Genomic DNA, 13,670 nt, shown 5'->3' with positions numbered 1-13,670 from the left:
CACACCTGAAAAAATAGGCGCAATTCAAGCCGCGCCAGCGTGATAAGGTCCTTCGCTGTGCTCAGGATGACAGAACGAGACAACTCTCTATTTTACCGCTACTACCGCATTCACGCTCATGCCGGCGCGGAGCGGGTGCTCGGGGTCAATCTTGTCCAGCGCGATGCGCACGGGGATGCGCTGGGTCACTTTCACGAAGTTGCCGCTGGCGTTGTCGGGGGGCAGCAGAGCGAACCGGGCACCGGTAGCGGCCGACAATGATTCGATGTGGCCCTGGAATTCCTCTTTGGGATAGGCGTCTACTTCAATCCTCACTTGCTGGCCCACTTTCATGTCTTCCAGTTGGGTTTCTTTGAAGTTGGCTACCACCCAGGTGCGGGCGCTGCCCACAATGCCAAACAGCTGCTGGCCGGGGCCGACAACTTGGCCCGGCTGCACGTTTTTCTTGCTGATGATGCCATCCTGCGGTGCGGTAATGGTGCTGTAGCTGAGCTGCAGCTTGGCGTTGTCGAGGTCGGCCTGGCGCTGTTTCACTACGGCTTGGGCCACGGCAACTTGCTGCTGGGCAGCGGCCACCTGCTGGCGAGCCACGCTCACCTGGTCGGTAGCGGTGGCCCGCTGGGCAGCAGTGGCCTTCAGGTTGGCCTGTACGGCATCGTACTCACTCTGCGGGATGATGTCCTGCTTGCGGAGCAATTCGCTGCGCTTAAGGTCTTTCTGGAGGCGCTCCTGGTTGGCCTGGCTCACGCCGATGCCGGTTTGGGCGGTGCGCACGCCCGCGCTGGCGGTAGCCACGCCGGCACGGGCAGCTGCCACCTGGGCCTGCGCGGCGAACAGGGCTGCCTCAGCGGCATTCACGCGCTGCTGATAATCGGCGGGGTCAAGCGTAACGAGGACTTGGCCCTTCTTCACGGGCTGGTTGTCGTCCACTTTCACTTCAAGCACCGGGCCGCCTACGCGGGGCAGCACCGGGTACACGTCGCCTTCTACTTGGGCGTCGTCGGTGCTTTCGTGGGCTTTGGCAAACTGGTAGCGCGTGAAGCCATAATAGCTGCCAGCCAGCAGCACCAGGGCCAGGACGATAAGAACAACGGGGTTGCGCTTTTTAGGCTCTTCCATCGGCTCGCTTTCAGCGGCCGCGTTGGGGTAAGGAGCAGGAGCGTTTTGAACGGAAGTTTCGGTCTGGGCCATCTTACTTAATAGAATTAAGAATGAGGAATTAGGAATGAAGAATTACAATGGGAAAGCGAGAATCAGGAAGGGGAGAGACCGTGAAGAAAAAGGTGGAAAACCCACTCTTCATTGCTCATTCTTCATTCCTCATTAGGCAAAGGGGCGCGCACCAATAAGGTGGCGCACCGGGCGGTGCGGAGCACGATTTCAGCAGTAGTACCCATCAAAAAACGCGTGAGGCCCGTTTGGCCGTGCGCGCCAATAACAATTAAATCAGCCTGTTGGCGGTCAGCTTCGGCCACGATTTCCGGGGCAGCCTCGCCGCGCACCATGCCGGTGTGCACCTGCGTTACGCCAGCGGCTTCGGCGGCGGCACGCAGGCTTTGCATCCGGTCTTTGCACGGCGCAAACACTGAAGCATCGGGGCGCTGGCCCGTGGGGTCCTCCTGCGGCTCGCACACGTGCAGCAGCCGCAGCTCGGCCCCCATTGCCACGGCCAGCGCCGCCGCATAGGCCACCAGGCTAGCCGAAGCGGCCGAGAAATCGAGCGGACAAAGGATGGTCATAATGGTAAATGAGTGACTGAGTAAATGAGTAAGGTTTTGATTGGCAGATGAGTACTAGGGGTAAAGACTGCGTTGGAGTACTTTGCTCATTTACTCACTCACCCATTTACCGCTATTGCCAAATCTGCTCGCCGGTGGCGCGGCGCAGCTGGTACTGGCCCAGCGTGTAGTTGTATTCGGCTTGCACGAGGGCCAGGCGGGCCTGCGAGAGTTGGGTTTCAGCATCCAGCACGTCGAGGTTCTGGCCCACGCCGTAGCGGTAGCGGTCGCGGGCTTTGCCCAGCGCTTCGGTGGCCTGGGCTACCTGCTGCTGTGCATTGGCATGGCGGGCCTGGCTGAAATCCATGTTATTCACGGCTTGGCGCACATCGGCGCGGATTTGCTCCTGCGTGTCGGCGGTGCGGGCCACGGCGGCGCGGGCATTGGCCTCAGCCTCCACGCGCTGCTTCTTGTTCTTGTTGCCGTCGTAAATCGGCACCGATAGCTGAATGACGCCCACCGTATTGAAGCGAATCCGGTCGATGTTGGGCAGGATGTAGCCGTTTTTGCCGCCGGCCTGCACGCCTGCGCCGAGGCTGGGCATGTTGCTTTTCTCGATGAAGCGGGCCTGGAGCGCGGCTGTGTTTTCGGCGTCGCGGGCCAGCTTCACTTCGGGGCGGTTGTTGCTGGCTTTGGTCACCTCGGCTTCAATGTCCACGGGCTGGGGCTCGTAGCTCAGGCGGCCTTTCACCGGGATGTCGGCCTGGGTAGGCTTGTGCAGCAGGCGGGCCAGTTGTACCTGCTGGTTCCGCAGCTGGTTTTGCAGGTCGAGCTTGGTGTTCTGAGCCTGCGTAATGCGCACGTCGGTGGTCGTCACGTCGAAGCGGGTGCTCACGCCGGCTTCCACGCGCTTGTTCATTTCGTTGCGGTGGGCTTGCAGCGAGGCAATCTGCTGGTCCTGCACTTTAATGCTCTCGCGCATGAACAGGATGTTGTAGTACACCTGCGCGGCATTGAACGCCAGGTCGCGGCGGGCAACGGTGATGTTGTCCTGCGCAGTCTGGACCTGCGATTCGGCCACTTTTACAATCGCATCGTTCTTGCCGAAATCGAACAGCAGGTACTGGGCCGTGAGGTGAAAATCGTAGTTGTTGTTGGGCGCAAACTGTAGGGTTTCGCCACCAACAGGCAGCTTCACTACCGGGTCGATGCGGGTGTAGGTGGCCGTGCCGGTTACCTGGGGCAGGAAGCCGGCCCGCGTCTGGCTCAGGCGGCTGGTCGAGGCAGCTGCCAGCTCGGTAAGGTTGGTGATGCTGGGGTTGGCGTCGAGTACCGCTTGCAGCGTGGCGCCAAGGGTTAGGGAGTCGCTGGCCAGCCCAATGGCCTGGGAAGCCGCTGGAACGCCGGGCTGGTTTTGCGCCAGTGCCGGCTGAGCTAGTAGCAAGCCACCGAATAGCGACAAACCAGCAAAGCCCGTAAGAGATTGAGAAGAAAACATAAGACCACGTGGCTTAGGGTGTGCACCGCTCTTACCGAAAGACGTGCCAGCACCTTAAGGAGAAATATTCACTTCGCCTATTTACTGATTATCATGTGATTAAGATAAAGTTTTCAACTTATGTGTGCCGCCCATGAAAACATGCTACCCATTTTATTCCTTGTATATGAGGAATTCCTTTATTTTAACTCCTGTTATTTCAGGAAAATAAGCCAAGCTGGTGCCTACAACCGACGAAACACTGCTGCTTCATCTCAACGAAGCCATTGCTACAATTCGCGACAAGGACTCGCTGTTTAAAGTCGTTACAACTAAGCTGCGGCTGATTTTCCCCTTCGACCTCATCGGCATCAATGTCTTCGATGAAGAGGTGAAGCAGAAGCGCCTGTTTCTGCGCGATTATTATGGCACCGATGAGGCGCCACCGCTGCCGCCAGGAGCCGACTACTTTTCGCCCATCGCCGGCTCGCCCCTCGAAATGCTGGTGGCCGACCCGCGGGTGCAGCAATTTACTCCCCAGCAGTACTTGGCTGATTATCCGGAGTATGCAGCGTATAAAAAGATGACGCACTTGGGCATTACCCACCTCACGGCCGTGCCGCTGCACATCGGTGGTCGCCTCACGGGATTCATGACGCTGGCCTCGCGCCGCACACCGCACTTCACGGCCGCCGACGAAAAGCTGCTGGAAAAAATCGGCTCCCTGATAGCCATTGCGGTAGCCAACACGCTGGCTTTTGAGGAGGTAGCCCGCCGTGAGCAGGAGCGTAGCCTGCAACTCAACATCACCAATGCGCTGCTCAGCATCAAGCAGCGCGAGCCGTTGTTCCGGGCCGTAGCCGAGGCGCTGAGCCGGGTGGTGCTGTTCGACTACTTTGGCCTGCGGGTGCAACGGGCCGGGCGAGAGGAGCCGTTTGAGGGCTTTGCCGAATTTTCGCGCTCTGGCCAGGGCGCTGATGCGCCCCTGCTGGCCCTCGACCCCAACCGGCAAAACGGTCTGAACCAACTCGATACGTCGGCCATGTACCGCCAGCTGAACGATTTGCTGAAGGAGCCGGGACTGTATGTCGCCGATGATTTTCGGGCCCAGGCCCAGCGTTACCCGCTGCTGCGCCACGTGTATGAGGAATACGGCACCCGGGCCATGCTCATTGTGCCTGTCTGGCAGCGGCCCGACGGCGCGGCGGTGCTTATGCTGGCCTCGCCCAACCCCACAGCCTTCCGCCCCGAAGACCTGGCCACCGTGCTGGCGCTCACCCCCCAAATTGCCCTGGCCCTGGAAAACCTCTTTGCCTTCGAGCAGATTGAGGAGCTCAAGGCCCAGGTAGAGCAGGAGCGTACGTACTTGGTCGACGAAATCAACACCTCCGCCCGGTTCGGGGCCGACTCGGGCACCTTTATCGGGAGCAGCCCAGCTTTGCAGTTGGTCGAGCGCCGCATCGGTTTGGTGGCCCCTACGGATACCACCGTGCTGATATCGGGCGAAACCGGCACCGGCAAGGAGCTGGTGGCCCGGGGGCTGCACAATGCTTCGCCTCGTCATGCCCGCGCCCTCATCAAGCTCAACTGCGCGGCTTTGCCGGCTCAGCTTATCGAAAGCGAGTTGTTTGGCCATGAGAAAGGCGCCTTCACCGGCGCCGTGGAGCGCCGTATCGGAAAGTTCGAGCTGGCCAATGGCGGCTCTATTTTTCTTGATGAAATTGGGGAGCTGCCGCTCGATTTGCAGGCCAAGCTGCTGCGCGTGTTACAGGAACGGGAGTTCGAGCGGCTGGGTGGCACCAAGGTGCTGCACTCCGATGCCCGGGTGATTGCTGCCACCAACCGCGTGCTGGCCGACGAAGTGGCTGCTGGCCGTTTCCGGGCCGATTTATACTACCGCCTTAATGTCTTCCCCATCGAGTTGGCCCCGCTGCGCGACCGCCGCGAAGACATTGAGCCGCTGCTGCGCCATTTCATTCAGCGCCTAAGCAAGCGCCTGGGCAAGCCCATTCGGCAGGTGCGGCCCGTCGATTTGAGGGCCTTGCAGGCGTATAGCTGGCCCGGCAATATCCGCGAGCTGGAGCATGTGCTCGAACAGGCCATTATCGTGAGCCAGGGCCAGTTTCTGGAGTTTGCAGGCTTCGCGGCGGCGCCCTTGGCGCTGGCTGGGGCGGCAGTAGTGCCAGTTTTGACTTCGGCTCCCATCAAGACGCTGAAGGAGCAGGAGCGGGACCATATTCTGGCGGCCCTCACGCGCACCGGCGGCCGGGTGAGCGGGGCGCAGGGCGCGGCGTTGCTGCTCGACATCAACCCCAAAACGCTGGAAGCCCGGATGAAAAAGCTGGGCATCCGGCGCACAGTAGGCGTAGAACCGTAATGACAACTGGACCGAAAAAAGGGCCGATGCACACTGCATCGGCCCTTTCCCAGCCATTCGCGAAGTAGTCAGGGGGCGCTATTCTTTCACTACGCGCCGCGTCAGCACTTGCTGGGCGGTGGTAACCTGCACGTAGTACACGCCGGCGGGTAACGCGCTCAGGTCGAGCGGCTGTTCGGGCGTGGCAGCCGCGTCGGTTAGCTCAGCGCTGGCGCGCACGGTGCCGAATTTATCGAGCAGGCGTACAGAAGCGGGCCCGCGCAGTTGGCTGTCGAACTGCACATGCAGTATGCCGGTAGTGGGGTTCGGGTAGGCTCCGAAAACTCCGGCAGCTGGGGCATCGGTGCCGTCTGCCAGCGAAGTGTTGGCCAGTAGGCTGGGGCAGCTGCCCAGGCTCACATTCAGGCTTACGGGCAGCCCCCGGGCCAGCTGGCGGCTGTAGGGCGTGGCCGTGAGGCGGCGGGTGGTGGCGCTGGCGCTCCAGGCCACGGTCACGCCGTTGGTGGCGCGGTTGCGGGCCACAATCGTGCCGCCGGTGGCCTGCCAGTCGCAGTAGCCATAGCTGGGGCCTACGCTGTAGGTTTGGGTGAGGGCGCTGCTGCACACCGTGGCCGGGCCGCCGATGGTAGCCGTGGCGGGCTTGAGGCGGTAGTTGTAGAAAAAGTCGCCGCCCCGGGGCGCAATGTCGGAGTAAACGAACTGCGGAAAGGTGAGCCGGCTGAAGTGGACGTCGTGCCCGCGGAAGTAGTAGGTGTAGAACAGGTGCGGCGCACCCACGGCATTGGCGCGGGCATTGATGGGACTACTGCCGTACACGACGGGCAGGTTGAAGCCGGGCACGATGTCGAGAAACGCAAACGGCTTGCCGGAGTAGTAGGGCACCACGGGGTCGTTCTGGCTGTGAAACAAGGCCACCGGCACGTCGGTGGGCCCTTCGATGTGATTAGGGTCGACGACGGCTCCCGCAAAGCTGAGCACGGCGTTGGCCTTGCCGCTCACGGCCCTGCCGAGGGCGTCGGTGCGGTTGTCACCAATGGCATCGAGCGCGCCCAGGTCGGCCAGGCCGTTTACAGCAAACGTGGAGGCGGGCCGCTCGGCCTCGCGGTCGACGTAGGCGTTGTTGCAGGCGATAAAGGCCCCGGCGCTGTGGCCCGAAATAAATACCTGGTTGGGGTCGACGCGGTAGGTGCGGGCGTTGTTTCGGAAGAAGCGCACCGCCGAGCGGCCGTCCTGCAAGGCGCGGTACACGGCGCGCTTGGCCTTTTCGGGGTCCGTCAGGTTCATGCCCAGGCGGTAGTCGATGCTGGCCGTAACGAAGCCGCGTTGGGCAAAGGAGCGGGCCAGTGCCACCATGTCGGCGTCGGTGCGGCTGCCGTTCACGAAGCCCCCACCGAAGCAGAAAATGATAACCGGCCGCTTAGTGAGCGTGTCGCCCTGGGGCTGGTAGATGTCCATGCGCAGGGTCATTTGCACAGCCCCGTAGGTCTGCTCGTTGGCAAGCTTAAACCCGAGCAAGGTGGTGGTGCTCACCTGCGGAATATTGGTGCTGAACGCCACGCCGGTGGTCGTGGCCACAGTGCTGGTTATGTTGCTGCGGTAGCGGTCGGGCAGCGCCTGCGCCTGGGCAGCAGCGGAGGTGGCCAGCACGAGGCCGGAAAGGAATAGGGTTGTTTTCATGGGCGGGAATTGGAGTGGAGTGAATGAAAGGATGGTTATGCAGAATCGGTTTTTTTGCCATTATTTTCAACAAGTGGCCAGCTTGCTAAAAATTTTGCAAAAAATACCGTCTGAATAGGCTGGCAATTTCAACGGATATATCCAGATATCAAAGGAAAATTGTTATGCATGACTAACTTTTTTTCGTCCCTTTCTCGTTGCGGTTGACTACCGTTGCGCAGGCATCAATGCCATACTTACTGCGCCGCTACTGCGCCGCTACTGCGGTCGGTCGGGGGAGGCTGATTGGGTTCCGGCCGCTGCGCCGCTGAAGCAGCAGGAGCGCGACCGTATTTGGGAGCTTGGCAATACCGCTTCGACAGCATGCTGGTCGACGTGAGCCTGAGCTACTAAAACCAGTTGCGGGTGGTAAAGACCCCGCGCACTGTGCAGCGCCTGCGCACCAGTATCAGGACCTTGCTTACAGGGGAAAGAAGGAAAAATGCTTGGACGATGGCTACCGGTGGCCGCTAGCCGTACACGGTCTTAATTCTTCATTTATAACCTTCACGCGATGGCCACCCCCGTAACCACCCCCAAGCACACCGACCCCGAAACCAAGCGGGACGAGAAAAAGAACGAAACCGAAGTAAAAGACAAGGTTTCGGGCAAGACCGTTAAAACGCAGAAAAAATAGCTTCTTCTGAAGCATGAAAAAGCCCGCAGCACCTCGTGTTGCGGGCTTTTTGCGTTGATGGATGGACGAAACGGACACCAGGCGATGCTTGGCTACTGCCCACCAACAGGTGAGGAGAAAATCCGGTGGGTTGCGAAAAGAAAAACGCTGAACGTCACGTTTTCGGAATAACTGCGTACTTGCATCTCTACAAGTTCTTTATCCAGCGCCTATCTTAGTGCTATGAAGCAAGGGATTAAGCAAACAAAAGCATTGCGCGGCCGGGCGTTGTGGTTGGCCCTGGCCCTGCCGGCACTGCTGCCTGTGGCTCACGCCCAGGCCCAGCGCGTGGCTCGCCCCGACACCACAACCCAGGCCCTGCCGGCCCTGCTGGGCGACACCGTACGCGTGCGGCTGGAGCTGCAGCCCGACTCGCTGGTGGCCGTGCCGGTGCCGGGCATCGACTCGGCCCGGCTGGAGTGGTTGCGTACCCCTCCCACCATGCGCGACCTGGTGTGCGACCGCGTGGGCTGCTTCGAAACCGAGGTGCCGCACCAGTTCAACAACTCGGTGATGGCTTACGTTACTTTGTTCACGGCCCGCAACCGCAGCTACCTGCAACGCGTGCTGGAACGCGAAAACCTGTATTTCCCGCTTTTCGAGAAGTACCTGGCCAAGTATAACCTGCCCACCGACCTCAAGTACCTGGCCGTGGTGGAGTCGGCCCTGATTCCAACGGCTAAGTCGCCGGTGGGCGCCACCGGCCTGTGGCAGTTTATGGGCCCCACCGCCGGCGACCTGCGCCTGAAGCGCGACGAGTGGATTGACGAGCGCATGGCGCCGGAAAAGGCCACCGAAGCGGCCTGCAAGCACTTGCGTTACCTATATGGTGTCTTCCACGATTGGGAGCTGGTGCTGGCGGCCTACAACTGGGGCGCGGGCAGCGTGCAGCGCGTGATGCGCCGCACCGGCAAAAAGAATTTTTGGGACCTGTACCCGCACATGCCGGCCGAAACGCGCAATTACGTGCCCACCTTCACGGCCATTATGTACAGCATGAAGTACGCCGAGGCCCACGGCCTGCGCACGCCCACGCTGCGCTACCAGTACGCCGAAGCCATGGATACGCTGGGCCTGCGCGGCCAGGCCTTCGACCTGCGCCGCCTGAGCCGGGCCTGCGGCTACACCGATTCGCTCTACCTTACCCGCTTCAACCCCGAGCTGCGCCGTGCCGCGCTGCCGGCCGGCTACCGGCCCTACGTGGTGCGCTTCCCAGCCGCCGCGGCCGAGCACCTTGGCGACGTAGACCGCGCCACCCTGCTGGCTTACTGCGAGCCCGCGGCCGAGTTGCCGCGCCCGCTAAGCTTCCTGCCGCCCCGCCTCGACGGGGTAGAGCCCTGGCCCAACCGCGCGCTGCTGGCCGCGACTGCTGGCCCTCGCGCTGCTACCGAGACCAGTGCCCCTCGTTTCCGCCGGGTAGCGCACACCGTGCGCCGGGGCGAAACCGTGGCCAGCCTGGCCGAGCGGTTCGATGTGAGCCCCGGCCAGCTGCGCCGCTGGAACGAACTGCCCAAAAACCGCCCTTTGATGCCCGGCCGGGAGCTGCTGGTATTTGTGTCACTGCCGGCCACGGCTGCTCCAAGCATCGCAGCTCGTGAGGCTGTGCCCGTGCCGGAAACCGTGGCGTTGACTACCGCGCCGGTTGCGCCAGTGGTGGATGAAGAAACCCTGGCTCGTCGCGAGCAAGCCGCTGCCAACGCTCGCGAAGTGGCCCGTATGCAGGAATTGATTCGACAGGAGAAACAGCAGGAACTGCGCCTGGTGGCTATTCGCCAGCGCCAAGCCGTGCAGCAGGCGGCCGCCGAAGCGCAGGCCCGCGCCGCCGCTCGCCAGTTGGCCCGCGAAACGGCCAAAGCCGAAGCCCGCGAAGCTGAGAAGGCCGAAGCGCGCACCCAGGTTGCCCCGCCGGCTGCCCCCGAAATAAGTGTGGCGAAAGCCCGGGCTACTGAAACCAAGCCGAGCGACGCCCGCGAGAAAGAAACCGCCACCGCCTCGGTAGCAGCCGATGAAACCCCGGCTCTGAAGTCGACCGAAGGCGTGTACACCGTGCGCCGGGGCGACTACCTCACCCGCCTGGCCCGCGAGCGCGGCCTGAGCGTAGCCCAACTGGTGGCCTGGAATAAGCTCGAATCGGAAACTGTGGTGCCCGGGCAGAAACTGGTTTTTCAGGCCCCGGCTGCAGACGATGCAACACGCCAGAAGCCGCACCGCGAAACCGCATCTCGGTTGTCAACTCCCAAAACGGAAGTAACTGCCAGCGCCAGCCGTCATCCTGAGGCCAGGCCTGCTACACCGCAGGTACACCGCGTGCAGCAGGGCGACACGCTGTTTAAACTGTCGCAGCGCTTCAATGTGAGCGTGCAAATGCTGCGCGAGCTCAACCACCTGAAATCGGACGAAGTGAAGCTGGGCCAAAAGCTGCTGGTGCCACAGAGCTAGGCCGCCGATGTAGAAAAATAAAAAAGCAGGCGGGAACTAAAACCGGTTAAGTTGGCACGGCGCTTGAAAACGGCAGTAGCATCCTTCCACTTTCACGTTTTCGAACCATGAAAAAGCTCGCCTCCTTTCTACTCGCTGTTACGCTGCTCACCGCCTGCTCCAAAAAAGAAGCCGACCCGCAGCCGACCCCTGCGCAACCCGCGCCCGCGCAGGCGGCTACCATCAACATGGCCTTCGATTTCTACCCCACAGCCAGCAGTCCGGCCAGCACCCAGTCGCTGAGCTTGGTGCCGCAGAAACCCGCTGGCGAGCTGCTGAGCGACCGGCTGGTCATCAAACTCGAGCATGCGAACGCCGCCAACTTTGTGGGCGACCAGGTGCAGTTCACGCTGCCGCTGAGCCGCCAGAAATCTGGGTTGGTGGGCACATACACGCTGGCCTCGCAGCCCGATGCCAGCGTGGGCGAAGTGCTGGTAGCGTACAACCGGCCCGTGAGCGCCAGCGCCAATGCTTACTCCAACACCTACAACAGCAACAACGCCCGCCTCGAAGGCAGCTTGATTATCAGCGCCTACGATGCCCCGCGCCGCCTCATCAGCGGCACCTACACGGTGAAGGCCGTGAACGTGAAATCGCCGTTTCTCTTCCTGGGCTATAATTCCACCAGCGACCCGCGCCGCGATGGCGACCTGCGCCTGACCGGCACGTTCACGGAGCTGCCGTTGTAAGTTGCTCCGTTGCCGGCTTATCAAGCCCCGCGCCCACTCCGGTGCGGGGCTTTTTGCGTCAAATTTGGCCGCGCTAAGTAATTTCGACCGAATTAGCCGGACCTTGTGGGCCGGCCGCTGCCAATTCGCGCCGTTTCCCCGAACCGAACTTCTGATGCTCAAGATAAACAAGCAAGACGCCCTCAACTACCACTCGCAGGAGCCCGCCGGCAAGCTCGAAGTGGTGCCCACCAAGCCCATGAGCACCCAGCTCGACCTGGCGCTGGCGTACTCGCCGGGTGTGGCCGAGCCCTGCAAGGCCATTGCCGAAAACCCCGACGACGTGTACAAATACACCGCCAAGGGCAATCTGGTGGCCGTTATTTCGAATGGCACGGCGGTGCTGGGCCTGGGCAACATTGGCCCCGCCGCCAGCAAGCCGGTAATGGAAGGGAAGGGTGTGCTGTTCAAGAAGTTCGCGGGCATCGACTGCTTCGATATTGAGATTGATTGCACCGACCCCGACGAGTTCATCCGCATCGTGAAGTCGCTGGAGCCCACGTTTGGCGGCATCAACCTGGAGGACATCAAAGCGCCGGAGTGCTTCCGCATCGAGACGGAGCTGCGTGAGAAGATGAACATCCCGCTGATGCACGACGACCAGCACGGCACGGCCATCATCACGTCGGCCGCGCTGCTGAACGCGCTCGAAATCGTGGGCAAGAAGATTGACGAAGTGAAGCTCGTGGTGAGCGGAGCGGGCGCGGCGGCCGTGTCGTGCCTGCGCCTGTACCTGGCGCTGGGGCTGAAAAAAGAAAACGTCGTGGTGTTCGACAAGGACGGCCTCATTCATGAGCGGCGTACCAACCTGGCACCCATTCAGATGCAGTTTGCCACCACCCGGGCGGTGAACAACCTGGAAGAAGCCATGGAAGGCGCCGACGTGTTCTTGGGCCTGTCGGCGGCCAACGTGCTGCCCGCCGGGCTGCTCCTGAAAATGGCCGACAACCCCATTGTGTTCGCCCTGGCCAACCCCGACCCCGAGGTGAGCTACCAGCTGGCCATGGCCACCCGCGACGACCTCGTGATGGCTACCGGCCGCTCCGACCACCCCAACCAGGTGAACAACGTGCTGGGCTTTCCCTACATTTTTCGGGGAGCGTTGGACGTGCGCGCCACCGAAATCAACGAGGCCATGAAGCTGGCCGCGGTGCATGCGCTGGCCCACCTCAGCAAGGAGCCCGTGCCCGATATGGTGAACAAGGCCTACGGCGACAACACCCTGGCTTTCGGCCGGAACTACCTGATTCCGAAGCCGCTCGACCCGCGCCTGATTACCAGCATTAGCCCGGCGGTGGCGAAAGCCGCTATGGAAAGCGGCGTAGCCCGCCTGCCCATCGAAGACTGGAATGCCTATGAGGACCAGCTCCGCGCCCGCCTGGGCGTGAACCAGAAGCTGATGAACCGGCTGACTTCGGCCGCCCGCGCCAACCCCAAGCGCGTGGTGTTTGCCGAGGCCGACAACTACAAAATCCTGAAAGCCGCCCAGATTCTGCAGGACGAAGGCATCTGCACGCCCATTCTGCTGGGGCCGCAGGAAAAAATCGAATCCATTGCCCGCGAAAACAGCCTCGACCTCGACGGCTGCGAAATCATCAACATCCTGAAGCAGGACGCCAAGCGCGACGAATACGCCAATCTGCTATACCAGAAGCGCCAGCGCCGCGGCATGACGCTCTACGAAGGCCGCCGCCTGATGCGCGAGCGCAACTACTACGCCGCCATGATGGTGGAAACCGGCGAGGCCGACGCCTGCATCACCGGTCTCACCAAGGATTACGGCAAGAGCATCATCCCTTCATTACAAGTTATTGGTACTGAAGATGGCGTTCGCCGGGTGGCGTCGATGTACATCATTCAGCATAAGAAAGGCCCATACTTTTTTGCTGATACCACGGTGAACATCAACCCAACAGCTGAGGAGATGGTCGAGATTATCGGCCTGACGGCACGGGCTGTGCGCTTCTTCGACGCGGTGCCGCGTGTGGCCGTTATCAGCTACTCCAACTTCGGCTCGAACGCCGGGCCGCTGCCCGAAAAAACCCGCCGCGCCACCGAGCTGGCCAAGCAGCGCTTCCCCGACCTGCTCATCGACGGGGAGATGCAGGCCAACGTAGCCCTGAGCCCGCAGCTGCTGCAGGAGCACTACGGCTTCTCGCCGCTGGCCGAAAAGGGCGCCAACACCCTGATTTTCCCTAACGTAGAGTCGGGCAACATTGCCTACAAAGTGCTGCAGGAAATCAGCGGTACCGAGGTAATCGGGCCTGTGCTGATGGGCATGCGCAAGCCGGTGCACATCCTGCAGCTTGGCGCGAGCGTGCGCGACATCGTGAACATGGCCTCCATCGCGGTGGTCGATGCCCAGATGGGCGGCAAGGCACTATAAATGAACTGACAAAAACGGTCATGCAGAGCGCAGCGAAGCATCTCGCGTGTAGTAGTAACTCAATCGACGGGGTTTACTATTGCACGCGAGATGCTTCGCTGCGCTCTGCATGAC

Annotated in this window: 9 protein-coding genes; 5 read left to right on the top strand and 4 right to left on the bottom strand. The window is 61.5% G+C overall.

The window, feature by feature from the left end; all coding sequences use genetic code 11:
- Positions 1–87 precede the first annotated feature (87 nt).
- The 3 genes from ABD837_RS12050 to ABD837_RS12040 all read right to left on the bottom strand — a co-directional run bounded on the left by ABD837_RS12050 (position 88) and on the right by ABD837_RS12040 (position 3,216).
- The gene (locus ABD837_RS12050; protein ID WP_345054641.1) at positions 88–1,191 is read right to left on the bottom strand and encodes an HlyD family secretion protein; all 1,104 of its coding nucleotides are present in this window, start codon (positions 1,189–1,191) and stop codon (positions 88–90) included.
- 122 nt (positions 1,192–1,313) lie between these two features.
- Positions 1,314–1,739, bottom strand: coding sequence for a universal stress protein (locus tag ABD837_RS12045; RefSeq protein WP_345054639.1), 426 nt, complete (start codon positions 1,737–1,739; stop codon positions 1,314–1,316).
- A gap of 112 nt (positions 1,740–1,851) precedes the next feature.
- The gene (locus ABD837_RS12040) at positions 1,852–3,216 is read right to left on the bottom strand and encodes a TolC family protein (RefSeq protein WP_345054636.1); all 1,365 of its coding nucleotides are present in this window, start codon (positions 3,214–3,216) and stop codon (positions 1,852–1,854) included.
- A gap of 220 nt (positions 3,217–3,436) precedes the next feature.
- On the opposite strand from ABD837_RS12040, the gene ABD837_RS12035 reads away from it, so the two are divergent.
- Positions 3,437–5,572, top strand: coding sequence for a sigma-54-dependent Fis family transcriptional regulator (locus tag ABD837_RS12035; RefSeq protein WP_345054633.1), 2,136 nt, complete (start codon positions 3,437–3,439; stop codon positions 5,570–5,572).
- A 78-nt stretch (positions 5,573–5,650) separates the two neighbouring features.
- On the opposite strand, the gene ABD837_RS12030 is transcribed toward ABD837_RS12035, so the two are convergent.
- Positions 5,651–7,249, bottom strand: a complete 1,599-nt coding sequence (locus ABD837_RS12030; RefSeq protein ID WP_345054630.1) for a T9SS type A sorting domain-containing protein — start codon at positions 7,247–7,249, stop codon at positions 5,651–5,653.
- 553 nt (positions 7,250–7,802) lie between these two features.
- On the opposite strand from ABD837_RS12030, the gene ABD837_RS12025 reads away from it, so the two are divergent.
- The 4 genes from ABD837_RS12025 to ABD837_RS12010 all read left to right on the top strand — a co-directional run bounded on the left by ABD837_RS12025 (position 7,803) and on the right by ABD837_RS12010 (position 13,556).
- Entirely contained in the window at positions 7,803–7,925 is a 123-nt protein-coding gene (locus ABD837_RS12025) for a hypothetical protein (RefSeq protein ID WP_345054628.1), read from the top strand.
- 222 nt (positions 7,926–8,147) lie between these two features.
- Positions 8,148–10,403 (top strand): LysM peptidoglycan-binding domain-containing protein, encoded by a 2,256-nt coding sequence (locus ABD837_RS12020; RefSeq protein ID WP_345054625.1) that lies wholly within the window; start codon positions 8,148–8,150, stop codon positions 10,401–10,403.
- A gap of 107 nt (positions 10,404–10,510) precedes the next feature.
- Complete coding sequence (locus tag ABD837_RS12015; RefSeq protein ID WP_345054622.1) at positions 10,511–11,131, top strand: hypothetical protein; 621 nt, start codon at positions 10,511–10,513, stop codon at positions 11,129–11,131.
- A 154-nt stretch (positions 11,132–11,285) separates the two neighbouring features.
- A complete protein-coding gene (locus ABD837_RS12010) occupies positions 11,286–13,556 on the top strand; it encodes an NADP-dependent malic enzyme (RefSeq protein ID WP_345054619.1) in 2,271 nt (756 codons plus the stop codon).
- Positions 13,557–13,670: the final 114 nt, after the last annotated feature.

It is taken from the genome of Hymenobacter glaciei, assembly GCF_039539585.1.
GTDB lineage: Bacteria > Bacteroidota > Bacteroidia > Cytophagales > Hymenobacteraceae > Hymenobacter > Hymenobacter glaciei.
This window is presented reverse-complemented; position numbering and strand designations above follow the sequence as displayed.

Bases quoted from the DNA above. Each gene is read 5' to 3' on its own strand.
- ABD837_RS12010 (WP_345054619.1), top strand. From the start codon at position 11,286: ATGCTCAAGATAAACAAGCAAGACGCCCTCAACTACCACTCGCAGGAG.
- ABD837_RS12020 (WP_345054625.1), top strand. From the start codon at position 8,148: ATGAAGCAAGGGATTAAGCAAACAAAAGCATTGCGCGGCCGGGCGTTG.
- ABD837_RS12025 (WP_345054628.1), top strand. From the start codon at position 7,803: ATGGCCACCCCCGTAACCACCCCCAAGCACACCGACCCCGAAACCAAG.
- ABD837_RS12045 (WP_345054639.1), bottom strand. From the start codon at position 1,739: ATGACCATCCTTTGTCCGCTCGATTTCTCGGCCGCTTCGGCTAGCCTG.
- ABD837_RS12050 (WP_345054641.1), bottom strand. From the start codon at position 1,191: ATGGCCCAGACCGAAACTTCCGTTCAAAACGCTCCTGCTCCTTACCCC.
- ABD837_RS12015 (WP_345054622.1), top strand. From the start codon at position 10,511: ATGAAAAAGCTCGCCTCCTTTCTACTCGCTGTTACGCTGCTCACCGCC.
- ABD837_RS12030 (WP_345054630.1), bottom strand. From the start codon at position 7,249: ATGAAAACAACCCTATTCCTTTCCGGCCTCGTGCTGGCCACCTCCGCT.
- ABD837_RS12040 (WP_345054636.1), bottom strand. From the start codon at position 3,216: ATGTTTTCTTCTCAATCTCTTACGGGCTTTGCTGGTTTGTCGCTATTC.